This is a genomic window from Erwinia sp. LJJL01 (assembly GCF_047300805.2).
In the GTDB taxonomy this organism is placed as follows: Bacteria; Pseudomonadota; Gammaproteobacteria; order Enterobacterales; family Enterobacteriaceae; genus Erwinia; species Erwinia aphidicola.
In genome coordinates this window covers 393,648-417,558 of record NZ_CP178576.1, presented here as the reverse complement: position 1 = coordinate 417,558, position 23,911 = coordinate 393,648, and the positions used below count along the sequence as shown (strand labels likewise).

24 protein-coding genes and 1 pseudogene are annotated in these 23,911 nt (G+C 59.3%); 18 read left to right on the top strand and 7 right to left on the bottom strand.

Annotated features, from left to right (window positions below):
* Window positions 1-23 precede the first annotated feature (23 nt).
* The 8 genes from ACLI4M_RS02685 to mlaA are packed head-to-tail and all read left to right on the top strand — an operon-like array spanning window position 24 to window position 6,443.
* Window positions 24-767: a heme ABC transporter permease gene (locus tag ACLI4M_RS02685; protein ID WP_048915373.1), complete on the top strand. Its 744-nt coding sequence runs from the start codon at window positions 24-26 to the stop codon at window positions 765-767.
* Complete coding sequence (gene ccmD, locus ACLI4M_RS02680; RefSeq protein WP_133623154.1) at window positions 764-997, top strand: heme exporter protein CcmD; 234 nt, start codon at window positions 764-766, stop codon at window positions 995-997. Before ACLI4M_RS02685 ends, ccmD begins: the two co-directional genes overlap by 4 nt.
* Window positions 994-1,476 (top strand): cytochrome c maturation protein CcmE, encoded by a 483-nt coding sequence (gene ccmE / locus ACLI4M_RS02675; protein WP_133623155.1) that lies wholly within the window; start codon window positions 994-996, stop codon window positions 1,474-1,476. Before ccmD ends, ccmE begins: the two co-directional genes overlap by 4 nt.
* A complete protein-coding gene (locus tag ACLI4M_RS02670; protein ID WP_133623156.1) occupies window positions 1,473-3,428 on the top strand; it encodes a heme lyase CcmF/NrfE family subunit in 1,956 nt (651 codons plus the stop codon). The genes ccmE and ACLI4M_RS02670 overlap by 4 nt, the downstream gene beginning before the upstream one ends.
* Window positions 3,425-3,982, top strand: a complete 558-nt coding sequence (locus tag ACLI4M_RS02665) for a DsbE family thiol:disulfide interchange protein (protein ID WP_048915377.1) — start codon at window positions 3,425-3,427, stop codon at window positions 3,980-3,982. Before ACLI4M_RS02670 ends, ACLI4M_RS02665 begins: the two co-directional genes overlap by 4 nt.
* Window positions 3,979-4,437 (top strand): cytochrome c-type biogenesis protein, encoded by a 459-nt coding sequence (locus ACLI4M_RS02660; RefSeq protein WP_048915378.1) that lies wholly within the window; start codon window positions 3,979-3,981, stop codon window positions 4,435-4,437. Before ACLI4M_RS02665 ends, ACLI4M_RS02660 begins: the two co-directional genes overlap by 4 nt.
* Entirely contained in the window at window positions 4,434-5,654 is a 1,221-nt protein-coding gene (gene ccmI, locus ACLI4M_RS02655; RefSeq protein WP_133623157.1) for a c-type cytochrome biogenesis protein CcmI, read from the top strand. The genes ACLI4M_RS02660 and ccmI overlap by 4 nt, the downstream gene beginning before the upstream one ends.
* Before the next feature lie 27 nt (window positions 5,655-5,681).
* Window positions 5,682-6,443, top strand: coding sequence for a phospholipid-binding lipoprotein MlaA (gene mlaA / locus ACLI4M_RS02650; RefSeq protein ID WP_133623158.1), 762 nt, complete (start codon window positions 5,682-5,684; stop codon window positions 6,441-6,443).
* 73 nt (window positions 6,444-6,516) lie between these two features.
* On the opposite strand, the gene fadL is transcribed toward mlaA, so the two are convergent.
* Complete coding sequence (gene fadL, locus ACLI4M_RS02645; RefSeq protein ID WP_048915381.1) at window positions 6,517-7,854, bottom strand: long-chain fatty acid transporter FadL; 1,338 nt, start codon at window positions 7,852-7,854, stop codon at window positions 6,517-6,519.
* Between the two features lie 374 nt (window positions 7,855-8,228).
* Here fadL and ACLI4M_RS02640 point away from each other — a divergent pair, with 374 nt between their 5' ends.
* The 4 genes and pseudogenes from ACLI4M_RS02640 (at window position 8,229) to sixA (ending at window position 12,794) form a co-directional block, all read left to right on the top strand.
* Window positions 8,229-8,525: a YfcZ/YiiS family protein gene (locus ACLI4M_RS02640; protein WP_099753350.1), complete on the top strand. Its 297-nt coding sequence runs from the start codon at window positions 8,229-8,231 to the stop codon at window positions 8,523-8,525.
* A 153-nt stretch (window positions 8,526-8,678) separates the two neighbouring features.
* Window positions 8,679-9,989 carry an acetyl-CoA C-acyltransferase FadI gene (gene fadI / locus ACLI4M_RS02635; protein ID WP_133623159.1) on the top strand — a complete coding sequence of 437 codons (1,311 nt, stop codon included), beginning with the start codon at window positions 8,679-8,681 and terminating at the stop codon, window positions 9,987-9,989.
* Window positions 9,989-12,141, top strand: a pseudogene (gene fadJ / locus ACLI4M_RS02630) (fatty acid oxidation complex subunit alpha FadJ). Before fadI ends, fadJ begins: the two are co-directional and overlap by 1 nt.
* Before the next feature lie 170 nt (window positions 12,142-12,311).
* Window positions 12,312-12,794 (top strand): phosphohistidine phosphatase SixA, encoded by a 483-nt coding sequence (gene sixA, locus ACLI4M_RS02625; protein ID WP_048915384.1) that lies wholly within the window; start codon window positions 12,312-12,314, stop codon window positions 12,792-12,794.
* 109 nt (window positions 12,795-12,903) lie between these two features.
* Here sixA and smrB read toward each other — a convergent pair whose 3' ends face one another.
* A complete protein-coding gene (gene smrB / locus ACLI4M_RS02620) occupies window positions 12,904-13,455 on the bottom strand; it encodes an endonuclease SmrB (protein WP_133623161.1) in 552 nt (183 codons plus the stop codon).
* A gap of 200 nt (window positions 13,456-13,655) precedes the next feature.
* Here smrB and prmB point away from each other — a divergent pair, with 200 nt between their 5' ends.
* The 6 genes from prmB to ACLI4M_RS02590 all read left to right on the top strand — a co-directional run bounded on the left by prmB (window position 13,656) and on the right by ACLI4M_RS02590 (window position 18,291).
* Entirely contained in the window at window positions 13,656-14,588 is a 933-nt protein-coding gene (gene prmB / locus ACLI4M_RS02615; protein ID WP_048915386.1) for a 50S ribosomal protein L3 N(5)-glutamine methyltransferase, read from the top strand.
* A 26-nt stretch (window positions 14,589-14,614) separates the two neighbouring features.
* A complete protein-coding gene (gene aroC / locus ACLI4M_RS02610; RefSeq protein WP_133623162.1) occupies window positions 14,615-15,700 on the top strand; it encodes a chorismate synthase in 1,086 nt (361 codons plus the stop codon).
* A 4-nt stretch (window positions 15,701-15,704) separates the two neighbouring features.
* Entirely contained in the window at window positions 15,705-16,532 is an 828-nt protein-coding gene (gene mepA, locus ACLI4M_RS02605; RefSeq protein WP_133625035.1) for a penicillin-insensitive murein endopeptidase, read from the top strand.
* 9 nt (window positions 16,533-16,541) lie between these two features.
* Entirely contained in the window at window positions 16,542-17,345 is an 804-nt protein-coding gene (locus ACLI4M_RS02600) for a sulfite exporter TauE/SafE family protein (RefSeq protein WP_133623163.1), read from the top strand.
* Between the two features lie 84 nt (window positions 17,346-17,429).
* Window positions 17,430-17,978, top strand: coding sequence for an elongation factor P hydroxylase (locus ACLI4M_RS02595; protein ID WP_133623164.1), 549 nt, complete (start codon window positions 17,430-17,432; stop codon window positions 17,976-17,978).
* Window positions 17,979-18,009: 31 nt separating this feature from the next.
* Window positions 18,010-18,291, top strand: a complete 282-nt coding sequence (locus ACLI4M_RS02590; RefSeq protein ID WP_048915392.1) for a YfcL family protein — start codon at window positions 18,010-18,012, stop codon at window positions 18,289-18,291.
* A 36-nt stretch (window positions 18,292-18,327) separates the two neighbouring features.
* Here ACLI4M_RS02590 and ACLI4M_RS02585 read toward each other — a convergent pair whose 3' ends face one another.
* Genes ACLI4M_RS02585 through ACLI4M_RS02565 form a run of 5 tightly spaced genes read right to left on the bottom strand, consistent with a single transcriptional unit; the run spans window position 18,328 to window position 23,885 of the window.
* Window positions 18,328-19,299 carry an XdhC family protein gene (locus ACLI4M_RS02585; protein ID WP_133623165.1) on the bottom strand — a complete coding sequence of 324 codons (972 nt, stop codon included), beginning with the start codon at window positions 19,297-19,299 and terminating at the stop codon, window positions 18,328-18,330.
* Between the two features lie 2 nt (window positions 19,300-19,301).
* Window positions 19,302-19,880, bottom strand: coding sequence for a nucleotidyltransferase family protein (locus tag ACLI4M_RS02580; RefSeq protein ID WP_133623166.1), 579 nt, complete (start codon window positions 19,878-19,880; stop codon window positions 19,302-19,304).
* A complete protein-coding gene (locus ACLI4M_RS02575; RefSeq protein WP_133623167.1) occupies window positions 19,877-21,175 on the bottom strand; it encodes a c-type cytochrome in 1,299 nt (432 codons plus the stop codon). The genes ACLI4M_RS02580 and ACLI4M_RS02575 overlap by 4 nt, the downstream gene beginning before the upstream one ends.
* Window positions 21,172-23,415 carry a xanthine dehydrogenase family protein molybdopterin-binding subunit gene (locus tag ACLI4M_RS02570; protein WP_133623168.1) on the bottom strand — a complete coding sequence of 748 codons (2,244 nt, stop codon included), beginning with the start codon at window positions 23,413-23,415 and terminating at the stop codon, window positions 21,172-21,174. Before ACLI4M_RS02570 ends, ACLI4M_RS02575 begins: the two co-directional genes overlap by 4 nt.
* Window positions 23,412-23,885, bottom strand: a complete 474-nt coding sequence (locus ACLI4M_RS02565; RefSeq protein WP_133623169.1) for a (2Fe-2S)-binding protein — start codon at window positions 23,883-23,885, stop codon at window positions 23,412-23,414. Before ACLI4M_RS02565 ends, ACLI4M_RS02570 begins: the two co-directional genes overlap by 4 nt.
* Window positions 23,886-23,911: the final 26 nt, after the last annotated feature.

Here is a 23,911-nt window from a genome sequence, read left to right as displayed (position 1 = left end):
CTTTTATTGTGAGCAAAATAATAATGTGGAAATGGATACATCAACTGGGCCAGCCCGAGCGGCTGTACCCGTTATGCGGCCGTTTTGTGCCGTGGTTTGCCATTCCCGGCATCGCGGCGCTGCTGCTCGGCTGGGCATGGGGATTCGGTTTTGCCCCATCAGATTATCAACAGGGTAACAGCTACCGCATCATCTATATCCACGTGCCTGCCGCGATGTGGTCAATGGGCATCTATGCCTCAATGGCGATTGCGGCCTTTGTCGGGCTGGTGTGGCAGTGGAAAACCGCCGATCTTGCCGCCGCCGCAATGGCTCCGGTGGGGGCAGTATTTACCTTTATTGCCCTGGTGACGGGTTCCGCATGGGGTAAGCCGATGTGGGGGACCTGGTGGATCTGGGATGCACGCCTGACCTCGGAGCTGGTGCTGCTGTTCCTTTATATGGGCACTATCGCGCTTTATCACGCCTTTGACGACCGCCGCATGGCGGGCCGCGCGGCCAGCATCCTGATCCTCGTTGGGGTGGTTAACCTGCCCATTATTCACTACTCGGTGCAGTGGTGGAACACGCTGCACCAGGGGTCTAGCGGGGTGTTGCAGCAGGCGATAGACCCGAGTATGCGCACGCCGCTGCGCTGGTCAATCCTCGGTTATCTGCTGATATTCGTTACCCTGACGCTGATGCGCCTGCGCAATCTGCTGCTGCTGAGCGAGCGCCACCGCCCGTGGGTGGCTGCCGTGGCGGCAAAAGGGGGGCGTAAATCATGACGCCGGCATTCTCTACCTGGCACGACTTCTTTGCCATGGGCGGCTACGCCTTCTATGTCTGGCTGGCCGTAATCTGTACGCTGGTTGCCCTTGGCGGCCTGGTAGTGCATACCGTTTTACAACGTCGTCGGCTGCTGGCGGATATTCGTCAGCGCCAGGCGCGTGAGCAGCGCATTCGTGCGGCAAAAGTGAAAAAAAACGCCGGTGAAGCGGCAGGAGAGCCATCGTGAATCCCCGTCGTAAAAATCGCCTGATGCTGGTGATGGTGGTGCTCGTCGGGCTGGGGCTGGCAACGGCTTTAGTGATGTACGCACTGCGTTCTAATATCGATCTGTTCTACACTCCTGGTGAAGTGGTGTATGGCAAAGGTGAAACCCACGTTAAGCCGGAGCCGGGGCAGCGGCTGCGTATTGGCGGCATGGTGATGCCGGGCAGCGTTAAGCGCGACCCGGATACCCTGAAAGTCGCCTTCCAGCTGTATGACAACAGCGCGGTGATTAACGTCAGCTACGAAGGTATTCTGCCGGACCTGTTCCGCGAAGGGCAGGGCGTAGTGGCGCAGGGCGTACTGCAGGACGGTACGCACATTATCGCCAAAGAAGTGTTGGCCAAGCACGATGAAAAATACACGCCACCGGAAATCAGTGACGCGATGAAGAAGAATCACACCCATCCTGCCGCTAACGACAATAACGGAGGCCAGTCATGATCCCCGAAATCGGCAGCTTCCTGCTGTGCCTGGCGCTGGCGCTCTCCCTGCTGCTCAGCATCTACCCGCTGTGGGGCGCGGCGCGCCACGATCGTCGGCTGATGGGGCTGGCCCGCCCGCTCTCCTACGGGCTGTTTGCCTGTATCGCGGCGGCGTTTATTATCCTCGTTCACGCCTTTGTGGTGAATGATTTCAGCGTGGCGTATGTGGCCACCAACTCCAATACGCTGCTGCCGGTTTACTACCGGGTGGCTGCCACCTGGGGCGCGCATGAGGGCTCGCTGCTGCTATGGGTGCTGCTGCTGAGCACCTGGACGCTGGCGGTGGCGCTGTTCAGCCGCGCGATGCCGCTGGAGGCGATTGCCCGCGTGCTGGCGGTGATGGGGATGATCAACCTCGGCTTCCTGCTGTTTATCACGCTAACCTCGAATCCGTTTACCCGCACGCTGCCGGACTTCCCTATCGACGGCAGCGACCTGAACCCGATGCTGCAGGATATTGGGCTGATCTTCCACCCGCCGCTGCTGTATATGGGCTATGTCGGCTTCTCGGTGGCGTTCGCTTTTGCGATTGCCTCGCTGATGGCCGGACGGCTGGATACCGCCTGGGCGCGCTGGTCGCGTCCGTGGACCACGGCGGCCTGGGTGTTCCTCACCATCGGCATCGTGCTCGGTTCCGCCTGGGCTTATTACGAGCTTGGCTGGGGCGGCTGGTGGTTCTGGGATCCGGTCGAGAATGCCTCGTTTATGCCGTGGCTGGCCGGAACGGCGCTGATCCACTCGCTGGCGGTTACCGAGAAGCGCGGCACCTTTAAGGCCTGGACCGTGCTGCTGGCGATCGCTGCCTTCTCCCTCAGCCTGCTGGGCACTTTCCTGGTGCGCTCCGGGGTGCTGGTGTCGGTGCACTCGTTTGCCTCCGATCCGGCGCGCGGCATGTTTATCCTCGCCTTCCTGATTATTGTTATCGGCGGTTCGCTGCTGCTGTACGCCATCAAGGGCAGCAAGGTGCGCAGCCGGGTGCAGAACGAGGTGTGGTCGCGGGAATCCTTCCTGCTCGGCAACAACGTGCTGCTGATTGCCGCGATGCTGGTGGTGCTGCTCGGTACGCTACTGCCGCTGGTGCATAAACAGCTAGGGCTGGGCACCATCTCCATCGGCGAGCCGTTCTTTAATACGCTGTTTACCTGGCTGATGGCTCCGCTGGCGCTGATGCTCGGCATCGGTCCGCTGGTGCGCTGGCGTCGCGATGAGCCGCAGAAGCTGTGGAAGCGCCTGGCGATTGCCGTGGTTGCTACCCTGCTGCTGTCGATACTGCTGCCGTGGCTGATGCAGGACCGCATTGAAGCGATGACGGTAGTGGGGCTGATGATGGCGGTCTGGGTGATTATCCTGACGCTGCTGGAGCTGCACGAGCGCGCGACTCACCGCCACAGCTTTCTGCGCGGGCTGCGCCATCTGTCGCGCAGCCACTGGGGCATGGTGCTGGGCCACCTCGGGGTGGCGGTAACGGTGATCGGCATCGCCTTCAGCCAGAACTACAGCGTGGAGCGCGACGTGCGTATGAAGGCGGGTGACAGCGTGGATATCCACAACTATCACTTCACCTTCCGCGACGTGCAAAGCCTGCAGGGACCGAACTACTCCGGCGGCGTGGGCATTATCGACGTGACGCGCAACGGCAAACATGAGGCCACGCTGCACGCGGAAAAACGTTACTACAGCGTGGCGCGTACCATGATGACCGAAGCGGCGATCGACGGCGGCTTTACGCGCGATCTCTATGCGGCGCTGGGCGAAGAGCTGGGCGGTAATTCGTGGGCGGTACGCATCTATTACAAACCTTTTGTGCGCTGGATCTGGTTTGGCGGCGTGTTTATGGCGGTGGGCGGCATTTTCTGCCTGCTCGACCCGCGCTATCGCGCCAGTAAGAAAGCGCAGAAGGAGCTGGCATGAGCAAGAAAATCCTCTATATCCCGCTGATCCTGTTTCTGCTGCTGGCGGCGGCGCTGCTGTGGCAGCTAACCCGTAACGCCAACGGCGATGATCCGACGCGGCTGGAGTCGGCGCTGGTCGGCAAGCCGGTGCCGGTATTTAAGCTGGAATCACTCGACCAGCCGGGCAAAACCTTTGACCAGTCAGTGCTGACCGACGGTAAACCGCTGCTGCTGAACGTCTGGGCTACCTGGTGCCCAACCTGCCGCGCGGAGCATCAGTACCTCAACACGCTGGCGACCAAAGGCGTGCGCGTGGTGGGCCTGAACTATAAAGACGACCGCCAGAAAGCGATTAACTGGCTCAATACGCTGGGTAACCCGTATGCGTTGAGCCTGTATGACGGCGACGGGATGCTGGGGCTGGATCTGGGCGTGTACGGCGCGCCGGAAACCTTCCTGATCGACGGTCACGGGATTATCCGCTATCGCCACGCGGGCGATCTCAACGAGCGCGTGTGGAATGACGAAGTCAAACCGCTGTGGCAGAAATATAGCCAGGAGAGCGGTTCGTGAAATCTATCCTGATCCTGCTGGCGTCACTGCTGTTTAGCAGCCTGGCGCTGGCCGATAATATCGATACTTATCAGTTTGATTCAGTCACCCAGGAGCAGCAGTACCGCCATCTGACCGAATCGCTGCGCTGCCCGAAATGCCAGAACAACAGCATTGCCGACTCAAACGCGATGATCGCCGGGGATATGCGCCTCAAGGTGTATCAGCTGCTGCGCGCAGGGCAGACGCCGGAACAGGTGAAGGCGTATATGGTGGCGCGCTACGGTAATTTTGTCTCTTATCAGCCGCCGCTGACTGCCTCCACCCTGATCCTGTGGGCTGGCCCGGCGCTGTTTGTGATCATTGGCGCGCTGGTGATTATTTTGCGCAGCCGCAAACGCACGCCGCATGTCGAGCTGGATGCCGCCGAGCAGCAGCGGCTGGATGCGTTGTTAAATAACAGGAAGCAACCATGAGCGCACTTTTGCTAACCCTTCTGGCGCTGCTGATCGCCGCCTGCCTGCTGTTTGTTCTGGCCTGGCGCAGAAATAGCGGCAGCGTGAGTGACCGCGATACGCTGAACCAGACCTTTTACCATCAGCGCCTGCGCGAGCTGGAAGAAGATGAAGCGCAGGGCGTGGTGGCCGAGCGACCGGAGATGGTGCGCGAACTGCAGCAAACGCTGCTGCTGGACGTGCCGCCGCAAACGTCACTGAGGGAACGTCCGATCGGCCGCTGGGTGCTGCTGCCGGGCGTGCTGCTGCTGCTCGGCGTCAGCATCGGTTTCTATCTGAAAACCGGTGGCCTGTCGCAGGTGCTGGCGTGGCAGCAGGTGAAGAACGAACTGCCCGCGCTGCGTGCCCAGGTGATGGACCCGCAGGCCCGCCCGCTGAGCATGGAACAGCTGGCGCGCCTGGCATTAGGCATTCGCAGCGAGCTACAGCGCGACCCGACAAATCTCAACGACTGGATGATGCTCGGCCGGCTGGGCATGGTGCTGAACAACGCCAGCACGGCCAGCCAGGCGTTTCGTCATGCATTACAGCTGGCGCCAACCGATGAGCAAGTGCGCCTGAGCTATGCTGAAGTGTTGACCCGTTCTGAAGATCCGCAGGACAACAGCCAGGCAACGGCAATGCTGGAAGAGATGGCGCGTCATGACGGCAGCGATTTGCGGGTGCTGGGCTTATTGGCATTTAATGCTTTTGGTCAGCAGCGCTATGCGGAGGCGATTAGCGCCTGGCAAAAGATGTTACAGTTGTTACCGGCTGACGATCGGCGCGTGCTGATGATCCAGCGCAGCATCGAGCAGGCCAAAAGCGCATCCGGTAAGCAAAATAGCCAGCTGGCACTAACGGTCACTCTGTCGCCTGCGGCAGAAAAAATGTTACCAGAGGGCGGAGTGTTGTATATTTCCGTGTCAGACGGGAACTCACCGGTCCCCGTGGCGGTGAAAAAGTTACCGCTGAGCCATTTTCCTTTATCGCTCACGCTGGATGACAGCAATGCCATGATGCCGCAGCGCCTGTTATCCGCGCAGCACCAGTTACAGGTCCGCGTGCGTATTTCACGTGATGGCAGCGCCAATCCGCAGCCGGGCGACTGGTTTGGGCTGAGTGCGGTCACCCCGTTTGCCGGGCAGCAGCAGATGGCTGTTGAAATTAACCGGCAAATGTCATCCGCTGGGCGATAATTTATAAAACAGTACAGGGAGAAAACTATGAACTATCGCCTGACGGGCTTAGTGCTGGCGAGCGTACTGATGGTGGGTTGCGCTAGCTCTAAACCGGGGGATGAACCACAGGGGCGTTCCGATCCGCTGGAAGGTTTCAACCGTTCAATGTTCAACTTTAACTACAACGTGTTGGATCCTTATGTCGTGCGTCCCGTCGCGGTGGCCTGGCGTGATTATGTGCCGGTGCCTGCGCGCACCGGTCTGGGGAACTTCCTCAGCAACCTCGATGAGCCTGCCACCATGGTGAACTACTTCGTGGAAGGGAATCCGTACAAGGCGATGGTGCATTTTAACCGCTTCTTCCTGAACACCCTGCTGGGCATGGGCGGCTTTATCGATGTTGCCTCCATGGCTAACCCGAAACTGGCAAAAGAAGAGACGCGCGCCTTCGGCAGCACGCTCGGCCATTACGGTGTGGGTTACGGAACCTATGTGGAGCTGCCGGGCTACGGTGGCTTTACGCCGCGTGAAGATATTGGCGGGCTGGTCGACGATGTGTACCCACCGCTCAGCTGGCTGACCTGGTGGATGTCGATTGGTAAATGGACGCTGGAAGGGATTGAAACCCGTGCCCAGCTGCTGGATTCCGACGCTATGCTGAAAAACTCGAAAGATCCTTACGCCTTCGTGCGTGCGGCCTATTTCCAGCATCATGATTTCCTTGCCAGCGACGGCAAGCTGATCCCGCAGGAAAACCCGAACGCGTCGGCGATTGAGGGCGATCTGAATTCTATCGACTCCCAGTAAATACCCGATTAGCTTCAGGCAATAAAAAACCCCACTGATGTGGGGTTTTTTGTACTTAGAGCCTGCCGGGCAATCAGAACTTGTAGTTAAAGCTCGCGCCGTACAGCCACGCTTTACCTTCAGAATTAAAGGTATAAGGGGTTGCTACGCCGCCATTTCGCGCGGTGGCAACCGGGTCGGTACCCTCTTTAATCGTTACGCTCTGGCCGTGCATGTAGGAGACGCCGACATCGACTGAAGCATTATCGTTAAACGCGTAGGACGCGCCGGCGCTCAGCCACAGGCGATCCTGATCGGGAATCGAGATAGAGCGTTTGTCAGAAGGGACCGGGCTGTCATCAAAGGCGATACCGGTACGGAAGGTCCAGTTTTTATCGTAGAAGTAGCTGGTACCCAGCGCGATGCGGTAGGCATCATGGTAGCTCTCATCCTTCAGGAACAGATCATTGCCGTTGCTGTCGGTGGCGCGCAGTTCCTGGAACTGGCTCCAGCTGGTGTAGGCCAGGCTGTAGTGCACCGCCCACTGAGGCGCGACTTTGTGATAGCCGGAAACTTCCCACATCTCTGGCAGATGCAGCGACAGCGACCCCGGAATTGTCTGGCCGCTGGTGCCGGTTGGCAGGCCGAACTGACCGCCAATCGGGTTATAAGCTACCGGGATATCGCTGCGATAATCGCCGTCGAAGTCGATTTTAACTTCAGAACGGTAGGTCAGGCCGAAGCGGTTGTTGTCATCTACTTCATACAGGATACCGGCGTTCCAGCCGTAACCCCATTCGTCACCTTTAAGATGGGCAATCTGCGTGTCGGCCGGTGCAGCAGGTAATCCTGCGGCAGGCAGTAGGGCACCAAGCTCACCGATATTACGTTCGATTTTGGCACGGGCGTAGACAGCATCAAAACCTACGCCAAAGCTGAAGTGCTGATTAAGACGATAGGCGGTGCTTAAATTCAGGTTCATGGTCATTAAATCGGTTTTACCCGCAAACGGACCGCCGGCATAACCATCATTAAATTCTGTTGCCAGACCGTAATTAGAGGTGGCGCTGGCGCCAACCCACCACTGGTCGTTTATTGGCTGAACGTAGTGAATATTAGGAACCCACTGCGTTGGTGCAATATTATCGGCGTTCAGGCTGTTGCCGGAACCGGATTCACCGCTAATATTCACGTCCGGGTCGATAAATACCCCGCCGATGGAAAACATCGGGCGGTCCATCAGTGCCATGGTTGCCGGGTTACGACTGGCGGACGCGGCGGTATCACCCATCGCGCCTTCACCAGAATAGGCACGACCGAGGCCAATCGTAGAAAATTCGTTTAGCTGAAAGCCGGCTGCTACGACATTCGAAGAAACAAGCGCCACTGCTGCTGCGAGTGCAGACTTAGCAAACAGGTTTTTATGGTTCATGACCACAACCTCATTATCGGATTTTTATTAAACTCTGTTACTTAGCGTAACAAGGGATCGCGAATTCTAGGGACTGACAGACAACCAACAAATCAGACCAGTGGCGCAAGTATAGGTCTGACCTGTATATGTGTTGCAATAATGTTTTTTAAATATTGCGGAAATGATGCTGGAAAAGAGATCTGGCTAACAAAAAACTTACACTTGATATTTACTGGTCTTAGTCTGACTTGTTTTGGATCAAATAATAGTGTGATTTTCGTCACTTAACACGCTGTTTTTGCCCGATGGCTGGAGCTGAAAACCGGGCAAGCGTAGACTGACGCCAGTCTAAATAATCTGCCGCCGTATCTGGGTGGCATGCCGGAGGATGTATGAGCGATGCCATTAACCGCTGTAGTGCCAGTGAAACGGCGGCCTGTTGCTGTGTGGATGTGGGCACGATAATGGATAATACCGACTGTACTGCCACATTCAGCCAGCTATTTAGCACCCATGCTGAAGCCCAGGCGATGCTGCAATCGCTAAGTGAAAAAGCGCGGGCGGTGGAATCTGAACCCTGCACTATTGACAGTCGCATCAGCGAAACGCCACAGGGCGTACAGCTGGACTGTGATTTTACCTTCAGCTGCCAGGCTGAAACGATGATCTTCCAGCTCGCTCTGCGTTAATCCCCGTGGCGGAGGAGCTCTCCTTCGCCAGATTCGTGTTTCCACTCGCATTTTTCTCTTCCCGTCGTAGCGCCTGCATCAATTCTGATTACACTTATCAGGTCCGACCTCTTTGGCAATGATGCCTCTATCGACACGACACAGGTGAGAATAATGAGCAAAGCATTACCTTTGCTGACCCGTCAGGGCGATCGTATCGCCATTACCCACGGTTTACGTACCCCCTTTGCCCGCCAGGCAACGGCTTTCCACGGTATTCCTGCGCTGGAGCTTGGCCGTATGGTGGTGAGTGAACTGATGGCGCGCAGCGAGCTGCCGGCTGACATCATTGAGCAGCTGGTCTTCGGCCAGGTGGTGCAGATGCCGGAAGCGCCGAATATTGCCCGTGAAATCGTGCTGGCCAGCGGACTCAACGTCAGCACGGATGCTTACAGCGTCAGCCGCGCCTGCGCCACCAGCTTTCAGGCGGTAGCCAACGTGGCGGAAAGCCTGCTGGCGGGGACGATTCGGGCAGGCATCGCCGGCGGGGCTGACTCCACTTCCGTGTTGCCGATTGGCGTCAGTAAAACCCTGGCGCGCACGCTGCTCGACCTCAGTAAAGCACGCAGCGTCGGGCAAAAGCTCAGGCTGCTTTCCCGCCTGCGCCCGCGTGATTTAATGCCGGTGCCGCCTGCGGTTGCGGAGTATTCAACCGGGCTGCGCATGGGCGATACTGCCGAACAGATGGCGAAAAGCCACGGCATCACGCGTGAACAGCAGGATGCGCTGGCGCACCGTTCTCATCAGCACGCCGCGCGCGCCTGGCAGCAGGGGCTGCTGAACGCAGAAGTGATGACGGCGTTTGCGCCACCGTGGAAGCAGCCGCTGGAGCAGGACAACAACGTGCGCAGCGACTCAAAGCCGGAAGATTATGCGCGCCTGCGCCCGGCCTTTGACCGCCAGCATGGCACGGTGACGGCCGCCAACAGTACGCCGCTGACCGACGGTGCGGCGGCGGTGATCCTGATGACGGAATCGCGCGCGCGCGAGCTGGGCATAACCCCGCTCGGCTATCTGCGCAGCTATGCCTTCACGGCGATTGGCGTGCGCGAAGATATGCTGTTAGGGCCATCTTATGCTTCACCGCTGGCGCTGGATCGTGCCGGAATTACCCTTGCCGACCTCAGCCTGATCGATATGCATGAAGCCTTCGCCGCCCAGACCCTGGCTAATCTGAAAATGTTTGCCGATGAGCGTTTTGCCCGTGAGGTGCTGAACCGTCCGCACGCGCTGGGGGAAGTCAATCAGGAACAGTTTAACGTGCTGGGTGGCTCCATCGCTTATGGCCACCCGTTTGCCGCCACCGGGGCGCGTATGATTACCCAGACGCTTAACGAGCTGCGGCGGCGCGGCGGCGGCTTAGGATTAGTCACCGCCTGCGCGGCAGGTGGCCTCGGTGCAGCCATGGTTCTGGAGGCGGAATAATGGAACAGACAAGCGCATTTAGGCTGACGATGCGCCTGGATAACGTGGCGGTGATTACCCTCGACGTACCGGGCGAGAAGATGAATACCCTGAAAGCGGAGTTTGCTGCGCAGATCCGTACGGCAATCCGCAATGCGCGCGCCAATCCCCGGCTGGCTGGCATCGTACTGATTTCCGGCAAGCCCGATTCCTTTATTGCCGGGGCCGATATCAGCATGATCGCCGCCTGTGAAAATGCTCAGCAGGCGCAGTCGCTGGCCGAGCAGGGGCAGAACGTGATGGCCGAGATTGAAGCGCTGCCGGTTACGGTGGTGGCAGCTATCCACGGTGCCTGCCTGGGGGGGGGCTGGAGCTGGCGCTGGCCTGCCACCGCCGGGTTTGCACGCTCGACGACAAAACCCGCCTTGGCCTGCCGGAAGTGCAGCTGGGGCTGCTGCCCGGCTCCGGCGGCACCCAGCGCCTGCCGCGCCTGATTGGCGCCTCGACCGCGCTGGATATGATCCTTACCGGCAGAACGCTGCGCCCCCGCGCCGCGCGCAAATGTGGGCTGGTGGATGATGCCGTCGCCCACAGTATCCTGCTGGATACCGCCGTTAAGCTGGCGCTGCAACCGCGTACCGCCCGACAGCGTCTTCCGCTGCGCGAACGGCTGCTCGCCGGCCCAGCGGGGCGTGCCATCCTGTTCCGTCTGGCCCAGCGCCAGACGCAGGCGAAAACTCACGGCAACTATCCGGCGGCGGATAAAATCCTCAGCGTGGTGCGCTGCGGGCTGGAGAAGGGCAGCAGTAGCGGTTATGCCGCCGAAGCCCGCGCCTTTGGCGAGCTGGCAATGACGCCGCAGTCTGCCGCACTGCGCAGCCTGTTCTTTGCCACCACCGCAATGAAAAAAGAGCGGGGCGCACAGGCTCAGCCGCGCGCATTGCGCAGCATTGGCGTGCTCGGCGGGGGGCTGATGGGCGGGGGAATTGCCTGTGTGACCGCCACGCGTGCCGGATTACCGGTGCGCATCAAGGATGTCAGCCCGCAGGGTATCAATCACGCGCTGAAAACCAGTTGGGATCTGTTAAGTAAAGGCGTTAAAAGACGCCGGATAAGCGCGGCCGAACGCCAGCAGCAGATGGCACTGATCAGCGGTAGCACGGATTACCAGGGGTTCAGCCAGCGCGATATGGTGATCGAAGCGGTGTTTGAAGATCTGGCCTTGAAGCAGAAAATGGTGGCGGAGATTGAACAGCACTGCGGCGCAGAAACGCTGTTTGCCTCCAATACCTCTTCGCTGCCGATTGCCGAAATCGCTGCCGGCGCGCAGCGTCCGCATAACGTTATTGGTCTGCACTACTTCAGCCCGCCGGAAAAAATGCCGCTGGTTGAGGTGATCCCTCATGCGGGAACCGCAGCAGAGACGGTGGCGACGGCAGTCTCTCTGGCAAGAAAGCAGGGTAAAACCCCCATTGTGGTGGCGGATAGCGCTGGCTTCTACGTTAACCGCATTCTGGCGCCCTATATGATCGAGGCGATGCACTGCCTGCTGGAGGGCGAACCGATCGAATCTATTGATGCGGCGCTGGTTAAATTTGGCTTCCCGGTCGGTCCGGTGCAGCTGCTGGACGAGGTCGGTATTGATGTTGGCACCCATATTATGCCGATCCTCGAACAGGCCTGGGGAGAACGTTTCGCCTTGCCGCCAGCACTGGTTGCGGTGCTGAATGACGACCGCAAAGGGCGCAAAAACGGGCGCGGCTTTTATCTCTATCCGCAGAAAGGGCGAAAAAAACAGGTGGACAGTGCCATTTACCGCCTGCTGAACATCACGCCAAAACACCACCTTGACGCACAGAATATCTCGCAGCGCTGTGTGATGATGATGCTGAATGAAGCGGCGCGCACCCTGGAAGAGCAGGTGATTGCCAGCGCGCGCGACGGTGATATCGGCGCGGTATTTGGCATTGGTTTCCCACCTTTCCTCGGGGGGCCGTTCCGCTATATGGACCAGCTGGGCATTGCTGAAGTGGTTAACAGTTTAGAGTTGTTAACGCAGCGTCACGGTGCGCGTTTTGCTCCCTGCGCGCTGCTGAAAAAAATGTTGGAACAGCAGCAAACGTTCTATAAACCGGACGTAAATCTGAATAGTTTTCGTGATTCAGCGGGTTAGTCTGGTCACGGGGTGAGTTACTTATGGCGGGTGCCCACCAGGGCGCTCAATAAGTAAACAATCGGTTGACTATACTCAAGGCATTGGGGTACAACACAGCGTTCATTCTCTGAATGAAGAGTCGGTTGGCGTTGTCCCCCGGCGTTTTTGTTTAACAACAGCGGTGCTATATGCAAGTTTTCATAATGCGTCACGGCGATGCGGCTTTAGATGCAGCAAGTGATTCAGTTCGACCTTTGACTCACTGCGGCTGTGATGAAACCCGTCAAATGGCGACCTGGCTTAGCGGTCAGTCGGTTGATATTGAACGGGTGTTGGTCAGTCCCTATCTGCGCGCCCAGCAGACTCTCAGCACGGTGCGTGAAGCGCTGCCTCTGCCGGAAGGTGAGGATGTGCTGCCAGAATTAACCCCGGGTGGCGACCCCGGGCTGGTGGCGTGCTACCTGCACGCGCTGGCGAATGAAGGCGTGAAGTCGGCGCTGGTGATTTCACATCTGCCGCTGGTGGGCTACCTGGTGGCAGAGCTGTGCCCGCAGGAAGCGCCGCCGATGTTTGCCACTTCCGCCATTGCCTGCATCGACTTCGATGCGGAAAATGTGCTGGGCAAGCTCGAGTGGCAGGTCTCTCCGGCGAAATTAGCCAAGGCGATGTAATCGCCTTGCGGGCCGACCGAAAAAAAAGGTCGGCCCCTACACTATTCCGCGTCACCTGTAGGGGCCGACCCTTTTTTCCGGTCGGCCCGTGTCAAATCAGCCATCCAGGCTACGGTAATTCCGGCGGTAACCACTCTTCCACTTCAATCAGCACCAGCAGCGCGGCATCGCCGCCAAATAGCTTGGGTGCCTGATGAAATGCCATTACGTGCGGATGCTGTGCCAGCCACAGCGGTGTCTGCTGCTTCAGAACGTGTTTACCGTGCCCGTGCATCACGCTGGCACAAAAAATATGCTCACGGCGACAGGCGGCAATCAGCGCGCCCAACTCCTGCTTAGCCTGATTCTGCGTTAAACCGTGCAGATCGAGGAAAATCTCCGGGCTGAAATCACCGCGGCGCAGCTGCTTCAGCTTGTAATGGTCAACATCCGCACGCACATAGCGCACCGCGCCTTCGCTGGCCAGCAGCGGCTGAAACTCGTCGGAAAAATAGTGGCTGTTATCTATCTGTTCCGACAACAGGCGTTTCTGCGGGACTTCACTTATCTTTTTACGCAGCGGTTTATGAACAATGGTGTCCTGCGCCAGCTTGCGCGTGCCGCTCATCAACCCGCGAAACAGCGCCTCATCTTCCGCGCTCAGCTTCTCTTTTTTGCTCATCTCTGTAGGTCACTATTTTCCTGGCTGCTGTTTCGCAACCGCTTTAAAGGGGCGTTTCAGTCATTTTCTGTCGCCAGTCTACCTTTTCCGCGCCCGCGGCTGAAACAAATCTCAGCTTTTTCACCCCTGCGCGCTGAATTATCACCAGCTTCATGGCAAACTAACGCCCGGGTTTAACAGAACGGCCTGCGGAGGGCACTTTGGACAAAATTTTCGTCGAAGAAGCAGTCAATGAACTGCACACTATTCAGGATATGTTGCGCTGGTCGGTCAGCCGTTTTTCTGCCGCTGACATCTGGTACGGCCACGGCACCGACAATCCCTGGGACGAAGCCGTTCAGCTGGTGCTGCCAACGCTCTATCTGCCGCTGGATATTCCTGAAGATATGCGCACGGCGCGCCTCACTTCCAGCGAGCGTCACCGCATCGTTGAGCGCGTGATCCGCCGTATCAACGAGCGCATTCCGGTCTCCTACCTGACCAATAAAGCCTGGTTCTGCGGCCATGAATTCTACGTCGATGAGCGCGTGCTGGTGCCGCGTTCACCGATTGGCGAGTTGATCAACAATCGCTTTGCCGGTCTGATCGCTGACGAGCCGCAGCACATTCTTGATATGTGTACCGGCAGCGGCTGTATCGCGATTGCCTGTGCTTACGCCTTCCCGGATGCGGAAGTCGATGCGGTGGATATCTCCACGGATGCGCTGGCGGTGACTGAACAAAATATCAGCGCGCACGGCCTTGACCACCACGTCACGCCGATCCGCGCTGACCTGTTCCGCGAACTGCCTAAAACGCAGTACGATTTGATCGTCACTAACCCGCCCTACGTTGACGCCGACGATATGGACGACCTGCCGAACGAGTACCGTCACGAGCCGGAACTCGGCCTGGCTGCGGGTCGCGATGGGCTGAAGCTGGCGCGCCGTATTTTGGCCTGCGCACCGGATTATCTCAGCGAGCAGGGCGTGCTGATTTGCGAAGTGGGCAACAGCATGGTGCACATGATCGAGCAGTATCCGGATGTACCGTTTACCTGGCTGGAGTTTGATAACGGCGGTGACGGCGTGTTTATGCTGACCAAACAGCAGATTATCGACGCACAACATCATTTCAAAATCTATAAAGACTGATTTTTAAATTTTAGTGAGGAAGCCGTATGGCGGGTAATACCATTGGACAAGTATTTCGGGTCACAACGTTCGGCGAATCGCACGGCATCGCCCTCGGTTGTATCGTGGATGGCGTACCGCCGGGGATCCCGCTGACCGAAGCCGACCTTCAGCACGATCTCGATCGTCGCCGTCCGGGCACTTCACGCTACACCACCCAGCGCCGCGAGCCGGACCAGGTGAAAATTCTGTCGGGCGTGTTCGAAGGGCGCACCACCGGCACCAGCATCGGACTGCTGATCGAAAATACCGATCAGCGCTCGCAGGACTACGGCGCGATCAAAGATCTCTATCGCCCGGGTCATGCGGATTACACCTACGACCAGAAGTACGGCTTCCGCGACTACCGCGGCGGCGGGCGCTCTTCAGCGCGTGAAACCGCGATGCGCGTGGCGGCCGGTGCGATTGCTAAAAAATACCTCGAAATGAAGTACGGCATCAAAGTGCGCGGCTATCTGGCGCAGATTGGTGACGTCGCCTGCGAGCTGAAAGAGTGGGACCAGGTTGAACAGAATCCGTTCTTCTGCCCGGATCCGTCAAAGCTGGAAGCGCTGGACGAACTGATGCGCGCCCTGAAAAAAGAGGGCGACTCCATCGGGGCGAAAGTCACGGTGATGGCAGAGAATGTTCCGGCGGGTCTCGGCGAGCCGGTGTTTGACCGCCTGGACGCTGATCTGGCGCACGCGCTGATGAGCATCAATGCGGTGAAAGGCATAGAAATCGGTGATGGCTTTGCGGTCGTCGGCCAGCGCGGCAGCGAGCACCGCGACGAAATCCGCAGCAGCGGTTTCCAGAGCAACCACGCGGGCGGCATCTTAGGCGGGATCAGCAGCGGTCAGACCATTGTTGCCAACCTGGCGATGAAACCGACTTCCAGCATTACCGTGCCGGGCAAGACGCTGACGCGTAGCGGGGAAGAAGTGGAGATGATCACCAAGGGCCGTCACGATCCTTGCGTGGGGATCCGCGCCGTGCCCATTGCGGAAGCGATGATGGCGATTGTGCTGATGGACCACCTGCTGCGCCACCGCGCGCAGAACGCCGATGTTGAAACCACTTACCCACGCTGGTAACGCCATGAAGAAGACGCTGATTGCCTTAGGCGCGCTGCTGCTGACCAGCGCCACCGTACAGGCCGCCACCCCGTGGCAGACTATTCGCCAGCCGGTCAGCGGCGCGCCGCAGTCGATTGGTGGCTTCGCCAACGGCTGTATTATCGGCGCTCAGGCGCTACCGCTTGAGGCATCGGGCTATCAGGTGATGCGCACCGATCAGCGGCGCTATTATGGCCACCCGGATCTGATCGCCTTTATCCAACGGCTCAGCACGCAAACCCGTCAGCTGGGCCTCGGCGAAGTGCTGGTCGGCGATATGGGCATGGCGGCCGGTGGGCGCTTCAGCAGCGGTCACGCCAGCCATCAGTCCGGCTTGGACGTGGATATCTGGCTGCAGCTGCCGAAACAGCGCTGGACGCAGCAGATGTTGCTGAAGCCTCAGCCGCTCGATCTGGTGGCTGCCGACGGCAAAAATGTCGTGGCGCGTCACTGGCAGCCAGAGATCGACAGCCTGATTAAACTGGCGGCGAAAGATAACGACGTCACGCGTATTTTCGTCAATCCGGCGATTAAAAAGCAGCTGTGTGCCGATGCCGGTAGCGATCGCGACTGGCTGCGCAAGGTGCGACCGTGGTTCCAGCATCGTGCGCATATGCACGTGCGCCTGCGCTGCCCGGCGGGTAGCCTGGAGTGTCAGGATCAGCCGCTGCCACCGCCGGGTGACGGCTGCGGCGCCGAGCTGCAGAGCTGGTTCGCTCCGCCAAAACCGGGCAGTACGCCGCCGGTGAAGCGCGAGCCGCCGCCGTTGCCGCCGTCGTGTCAGGCTCTGCTGGATAAACACTTACTGTAAGGCGTTAAAATGGAATGGGTTAGCGTGGCGCCGTGGTTGCTCGGCGTGCTGTTTCTGGTGGCGTTACTGGCGGGTTTTATCGATTCTATTGCGGGCGGCGGCGGGCTGTTAACCGTTCCGGCGCTGCTGGCGGCGGGGCTGTCACCGGCCCAGGCGCTGGCGACGAATAAGCTGCAGTCGGTGGGCGGATCGTTTTCCGCCAGCCTCTATTTCATCCGCCGTAAAGCGGTCGATCTCAGCCAGCAGAAGCTGAATATTGCGCTGACTTTCCTCGGCTCAATCAGCGGGGCGCTGCTGGTGCAGCACGTCAAGGGCGATATTTTGCGCCAGCTGCTGCCGCTGCTCGTGATTGCCATTGGCCTCTATTTCCTGCTGATGCCGAAGATTGGCGAAGAAGATCGCCAGCGGCGTCTGCACGGCTTGCCGTTTGCACTGGTCGCCGGGGGCTGCGTGGGCTTCTACGATGGCTTCTTTGGCCCCGGCGCCGGGTCATTCTACGCGCTGGCGTTTGTCACGCTGTGCGGCTATAACCTGGCGAAGTCCACCGCGCATGCCAAAGTGCTGAACTTTACCTCCAACCTCGGCGGCCTGCTGCTGTTTATGATTGGCGGCAAAGTGGTGTGGCTGGTGGGGTTGGTGATGCTGGTCGGCCAGGTGTGCGGCGCGCGCCTCGGGGCCAGGATGGTGCTGAGCAAAGGGCAGAAGCTTATCCGCCCGATGATCGTGATTGTCTCTGCGGTGATGAGCGCCAAACTGCTGTATGACAGCCACGGCGCAGAGTTAGTTAGCTGGTTTCATCAGCTCACGGGCTGATGCGCGCGGGGTGAGAATAGTTCTCGAAACCCGCCGTACAAAATGCGACAATTGCGCGTTTTTTTACTTTGACGACAAACAGCTATGAGCGCGCAACACCACTATCAGGATCTGATCGACATCTTCGATCGCTGCTTTATGGATGATTTTCAGACCCGCCTGATTAAAGGCGACGACGAACCGATCTATCTTCCTGCTGACGACAGTTCACCGTGGAACCGGGTGGTTTTTGCCCACGGTTTCTACGCCAGCGGCATGCATGAAATTTCCCACTGGTGTATTGCCGGTCCCGAGCGCCGCAAGCGGGTGGATTTTGGCTACTGGTACTGCCCGGACGGCCGTGATGAAGCCACCCAGAGCCAGTTTGAATCCGTGGAGATCAAACCGCAGGCGCTGGAGTGGATGTTTAGTGTTGCAGCGGGCTTTCCGTTCAATGTAAGTTGTGACAATCTTGAAGGTGATTGTGAGCCGGATCGCATTGCGTTTCAGCGTAAGGTCCATGCTCAGGTGATGGAATATCTGGAAAAAGGTATTCCCGCGCGCCCGGCACGACTGATTGCCGAACTTCGCTCGTTTTACTCAACTCCCCCGCTAACGGCGGCGCAGTTTCCCTGGCCGGAAGACTTGTGCTAACGGCCGCGCGAATTGCTTACAGAGGAAAGATATGATCGATGAATTTGAGGCGCGTATTCTTGGCCTGATTGATGACATGGTGGATCACGCCAGCGACGACGAGCTGTTTGCCGGTGGCTATCTGCGCGGTCACCTGACGCTGGCCGTGGCCGAGCTGGAGCTGAGCGGCGAACATACCCCGGAGGCACTGCAGATTCAGGTACAGAATAGCCTGCAAAATGCTATCCAGGCGGGTGAACTGTCGCCGCGTGACCAGGCGCTGGTGATTGGCATGTGGGACAACCTGTTCCTGCAGGCGCGCCAACCGTCGTAACCTCCCGCTTACCTGTGGGCAGCACTCTCGCTGCCCTCAGCGCCCGTTTTTTACCCGCACAATATCCGCCATAATCGCCAGCGCAATCTCCGGTGGCGTTTTACTGCCAATTGGCAGGCCAACCGGGGCTGCGATGCGCGCCAGCTGCTCCTTCGTTAAATCCCCGCACGCCGCCAGCCGTGCCAGCCTGTGCATGCTGTTGCGCGGTGAACCCAGTGCGCCAATATAAAACGCCGCACCGCGACAGGCTTCCATCAGGGTGAGATCGTCGATGCGCGCATCGTGCGTCAGGCAGAGGATGGCCGTGTGCGCTGCGCACTGATGCTGTTCAAGATAACGCGCCGGGAACTGCTTTATCACGGTGACGCCATCGCTCAGCGTGCTGTTGGCGAGGAACGCTGCCAGTGGCTGCTCACGATGCTCACAAAGCACAACAGCGTAGCCCAGCATCTGCGCCAGATGAATGCAGTAGTCAGCGACCGGCGACAGTCCGGCTATCAATAGCGTGGTCGAGCCAGTAAGTTTCAGGCTGACCTGCTGGTCATCAAAGCGAATTTCAGACTGCGGCGTGGCCTTTTCACAGGGAGTCAGCCGGGCAAACTGGCCTGTCACGACGCGTTTCTGTAATGAGCACTCCCCGCGCTGCGCGCTCAGCAGCTGGGCGAGATAACGCTCCGCTGCGGCCGAAGGGGGCAGGTACTCGATGAGCACCTCAAGGCTGCCGCCACAGGGCAGGCTAATATCGGGTTGCAGTCCACCTGCACCATAGCGCACGCGCTGGCTGGGCTGGCGAAATTCTCCTGCCGCCAGGCGGCGCAGGAAACTCTCTTCAATACAGCCGCCAGAGAGTGAGCCGCTTACCGCACCAGCATCAGAGGCCGCCAGCAGCGCGCCGGGCGCGCGCGGGGCCGCCCCCCAGGTGTGCAGAACGGTACACAGCCAGATGCTGCGCTGCTGTTGCAGCCACCCCAGCGCACTTTCCAGCACCGTAATATCCAGTGAGCGCATGCTTAACTCCCGCTGAGCCAGTCGGCGGGCCTGTCAATATCACGCACGCAGCCGGGGTCATCGACATCCAGCAGCAGCGGCGGTGCAGGAGAGATGACGTGGCGCCCGCCGTCTTCCCCCTTCAACGCCAGCAGCTGCTCGCGCAGACTGGCGTTAAAACCTACCGGATGCCCTCTGCGCCCCTGCCATAGCGGGCGTACGACATCAGCTAACTGCAGCCCGGCATAAACCTGCTTAACGGTGCTGAGCTGGAGCCAGGGTAAATCAGCCAGCATCACCAGCCAGCCCGACCACTGGGGTTGTGCTGCAACACCGGCGGCAATTGACGACCCTAACCCATCACTTTCAATCAGGGTGGTGGCGCAGCGATAACGCTGTGCCAGCTCAATAATTTGACGGTCTTCGGGGCGTGCCACAACGTTTACGCGTTTTCCACAGGCGGCGATAGCCAGCTGTAGGGTATAGGTCAGCAGCAGCAGATTGTGACAGGTGGGGTGACGGATCAGCAGCTTATGCTGACCGCTTTGCTCGATATAGCGCGAGCTGCGACCGGCAGCCATCACCAGAATTCCAGTTTTCATTGCGACTCCCTGGCGCTTTGCTTACGAATTCCTGCCACTTTATCCTGCAGCCCCTGCCACGGGGTCTGCCCGGCAAACTCCGTGCGTAGCCAGTTGAGCAGCATGGCAATCTGGCTGTCATTAAGCTGGTGACGAAAACCGGGCATGGTGCCGAGATTGTCACTGGCTGGATGGTCGATGCCATCGAGTACGATGCGGATAAGATTGTCCGGCTCGCCAAGATAGAGATTGCTGTTGAGCGCCAGCGACGGGCGAACTCCCGCGAGCTGCGGGCCTTTTTGTTGAGAATGGCAGGCCATACAGGAACCGGAATATTGTCTGGCTCCGGGTGAGTCGAGTCGTTCACTGCGCTGGTCGGCCGCTGCCGTCAGCGCTGCCGCCTGCTGCGTTTTCGGCGGCTGGAAGCTGCTTAACCAGCTGGCAAGCGCTTGCAGATCTTCGTCTGGCAGCTGGGATAATCCCCCGGCTATTACAGGCCCCATCGGACCGGTTGCCACCCCGTGTTCGGCGGAAAAACCGTGGCGCAGATAGCGCATCAGCTGCGGTTTATCCCATGCAACCGGCGCCGGAGAGCTACCGTTGAGTGCCGGCGCGGTCCAGCCCTCGGCAACGCCGCCTGCCAGACGATCGCGCCCGGTTTTTTCGGCCGCCGCGAAGTTGCGCGGCGTGTGGCAGGCGCTGCAGTGTCCGAGGCTTTCGGCAAGGTAAGCGCCGCGATTCCACTGCGCATCCTGTTGAGGATTGGGCGGTAGCGCCCCCGGCTGCAGATAGAGCCAGTTCCAGGCCGCCATGCCCCGGCGAATATTAAACGGGAACCTGAGGCTGGTCTGCGGCGGCTGATAGCTGACGCGGGGCTGGCTCATCAGATAAGCATATAAATCCCGCAAATCCTGGTCGTTGGTGTGGGTGAAGGCGGTGTAAGGAAACGCCGGATAGAGGTAATTTCCCTGGCGGTCAATGCCATGACGCATGGCGCGTTCAAACGCCGGATAGGACCAGGCGCCTATTCCGCTGTCCATGTCCGGGGTGATATTGCTGGTATAGAGAGTGCCAAACGGACTTGCCATTGCCAGTCCACCACTGTTGGTTGCACCGCCTTTGCGGGTATGACAGACAGCACAGTCGCCAAGCGCGGCCAGCGTTTTGCCGCGTGCGATGCTCTGCGCGGAGAACGAAGGGGTTTGCATTGGTGAAATCGGCGCTATCTCGGGCTGCATGCTGAGCAGTGCCGCAGCGCTGCCCGCCAGCAGCAGGAGCACGCCCAGTGCGATCGGCTTTTTTTTGCCATTTTTCATGCTTCACTTCCCTGTAGTTCACGTAATACCCGATCCGGAGTAAACGGTGGCGCACGGAAGCGCACGCCGGTTGCGTCAAACAGCGCATTGGCAATCGCAGCCGCGCCCGGTACCGAGGCAGACTCACCGGCCCCCATTGCCGGTTCGTCGGGATAATCCAGCAGATTGATCTCCACCTGCGGCAGTTCATCGAAGCGCAGCAGTGGGTAGCTGCCCCATTCGAGTGAGGTGGTGCCGCTGCCATCAAAAGTGGCGAACTCTTTCAGCACTCTGCTGGCGCACTGCACAATATTGCCGTGGACCTGGTGGCGTACCCCGGCCGGATTGACCATCTGCCCACAGTCGTGGCTGACAAAAATCTTCTCGAGTTTGATCTCACCGCTCAGGCGGTTCACCCGCAGGTCACACACCCAGGCAGCCCAGGCGGCACCGAAGCCGGGAAATTGACTGTGGATGTATCGTGCCCAGGCAAATCCACGCCCGTGCAGCCAGTCACCCTGCTGCTGCTGGCGATGCGGCGGGCCAGGCTGCCAGCGCGCCATTTTTTTGACCGCATCAATCAGGGCCACGGCACGAGAATCAGTGAGATAGCCCAGCCGCAGATCGATCGGGTCGCGCCCGGTGCGCCACGCGATTTCATCCATCCAGCTCTCATGCGCGAAAACGTTCGGCAGGGCCGAAACGCCGCGCATCCAGGAGGCGCGCACCAGCGGGGCGGCATCCTCACAGATCATACGCATGTGTGGGAAATGATAGGCCGGAACGGCCGTGCGGTCCCCCATCGACTGCACCACGGGCAGGTTAGGGACTTTACCGGTCAGCAGCAGCGGCAGCGTGGTAGCGTTGTTGGATGGATAGCAGGTGCGCAGCTCGTAGCTGGAGATATTCATCATGCGATCCAGCCCGCCGCGCACGCGGATCAGCTGACCGGTGCCTTTCGGCTCCCATGCTGCTTCCTGCTCGCGCATCAGCTGCACCCGCACCGGCACGCCCGTTGCCTGCGACAGCAGCGCAGCATCGGCGGCGACGTCATCGGCACAGTTGCGGCCATAACAGCCAGAGGCTTCCATACGCTTAATTTCAACTGCCGCGGCATCGCGCCTCAGCAGCAGGGCAATATCTTTGCGCAGGTCGTGCGGGTTCTGCGTGCCGGACCACACCCGTGCGCGGTCGTCAGTGATGTCGGCTACCGCGCAGGAGGGACCAATGGAGGCGTGCAGCTGATAGGGCCAGACGTAATCGGCATCCACGCTAATATGGCGCTGTTTCAGGGCAAGATCGGTTCCTGGATCGTCGCGCAGCACGCGCGCTGTTTTGGCACAGTTACTCAGCGTCTGATGCAGCTGGTCCAGCCCGAGCTCCGGCAGCCCGGCCCAGGGCTGCCAGCGTACTTTCAGCGCGTACATCGCGGCGATAGCCTGCTCCTCTCGCTGGGCCACCACGCCGACAAAATCTCCGTTAACCACCACTTTGACGATGCCCGGCAGATGAGCAATCGAATGTTCATCCACCGCCAGCAGGCTATTGCCGAGTGGGGCGCTGCTGTCGGCGCCGCCGTAGGGCGGGCGGATAACGCGGCCGTGCAGCATGCCCGGCACGCGCAGATCGTGAATCCAGGTGAGCTGGCCGCTCACTTTGGCCGGGATATCCACGCGCGGCACCGATTTGCCCACGTAGCGAGGCTTGGCAGTATGTAGCGTAATGGAAGTGTCCAGCGGCAGATGAGTGTCTTCGCGGCTGGCAAGCTGGCCATAGCTCAGGCGGCGTTGCGGATGGCTGCTGTCGAAAACCCAGCCGGCTTCGCTGCGCAGCTGGCCGGGCGCAACGTTTAACACTTTGGCTGCCAGCTGCATCAGCTGTTGACGTAGCTGGCTGGCGGCCTGGCGCAGCGGCACGGCCGTAACCTGCAGCGTGGCGCTGGCGATGGTGGGCCCCTGATCCGGCGTCAGTGCGGTATCGCCAAGGATCATGGTGACAGAGTGGAAGGGCACGTCGAGCGCATCGGCAACGTATTGGGCTAAGGCAGTGCGCACGCCGGTGCCGAGATCGACGTGGCCGTTAAAGGCGGTGACTTTGCCATCGGCAGCCAGCGCGATAAAGCTGTCCATGCGATTAAGCGGGCGCTCAGGGAGCGTTAACGATTGTGCCTGCGCGAATGTTGTCTGGGGTAATAGCGTGCTGACGCTGATGACGCCCCCGGCCTTTAACAGGCGGCGGCGGGTGAGATTAAACAGGTTCATGGCTTCTGCTCCCCGCTGATAATGTCACGGGCTTTCTGCGCGGCGCGCAAAATTTCCAGATGCGTACCGCAGCGGCAGAGGTTAAACGCCAGCTCATTTTTTATTTGTTGTTCACAGGCCTGGGGCTCGCGCCTGAACAGCGCGACCAGCGTCATGATCATGCCATTAGTGCAGTAGCCGCACTGCGCAGCCTGTTCATCGATAAAGCTCTGCTGCACCGGGTGCAGCTTGTCGCCATCGGCCAGCCCTTCCAGAGTGGTGACCTGTTTTCCGGCCACGGTGTGGGCAGGTACGCTGCAGGAGCGCGCAGCGACGCCATCGATAGTGATAGTACAGGCGCCGCATTCACCGATGCCGCAGCCGTATTTCGGGCCGTTAAGCTGGAAGTCGTTGCGCAGAATATAGAGAAGCGGGGTGTCTGAGTGCGCGTCATCAAGAGTGACGTGCTGGCCGTTAAGTGTGAAATACATAGCTTGAATCATCCGTTGATTACCCC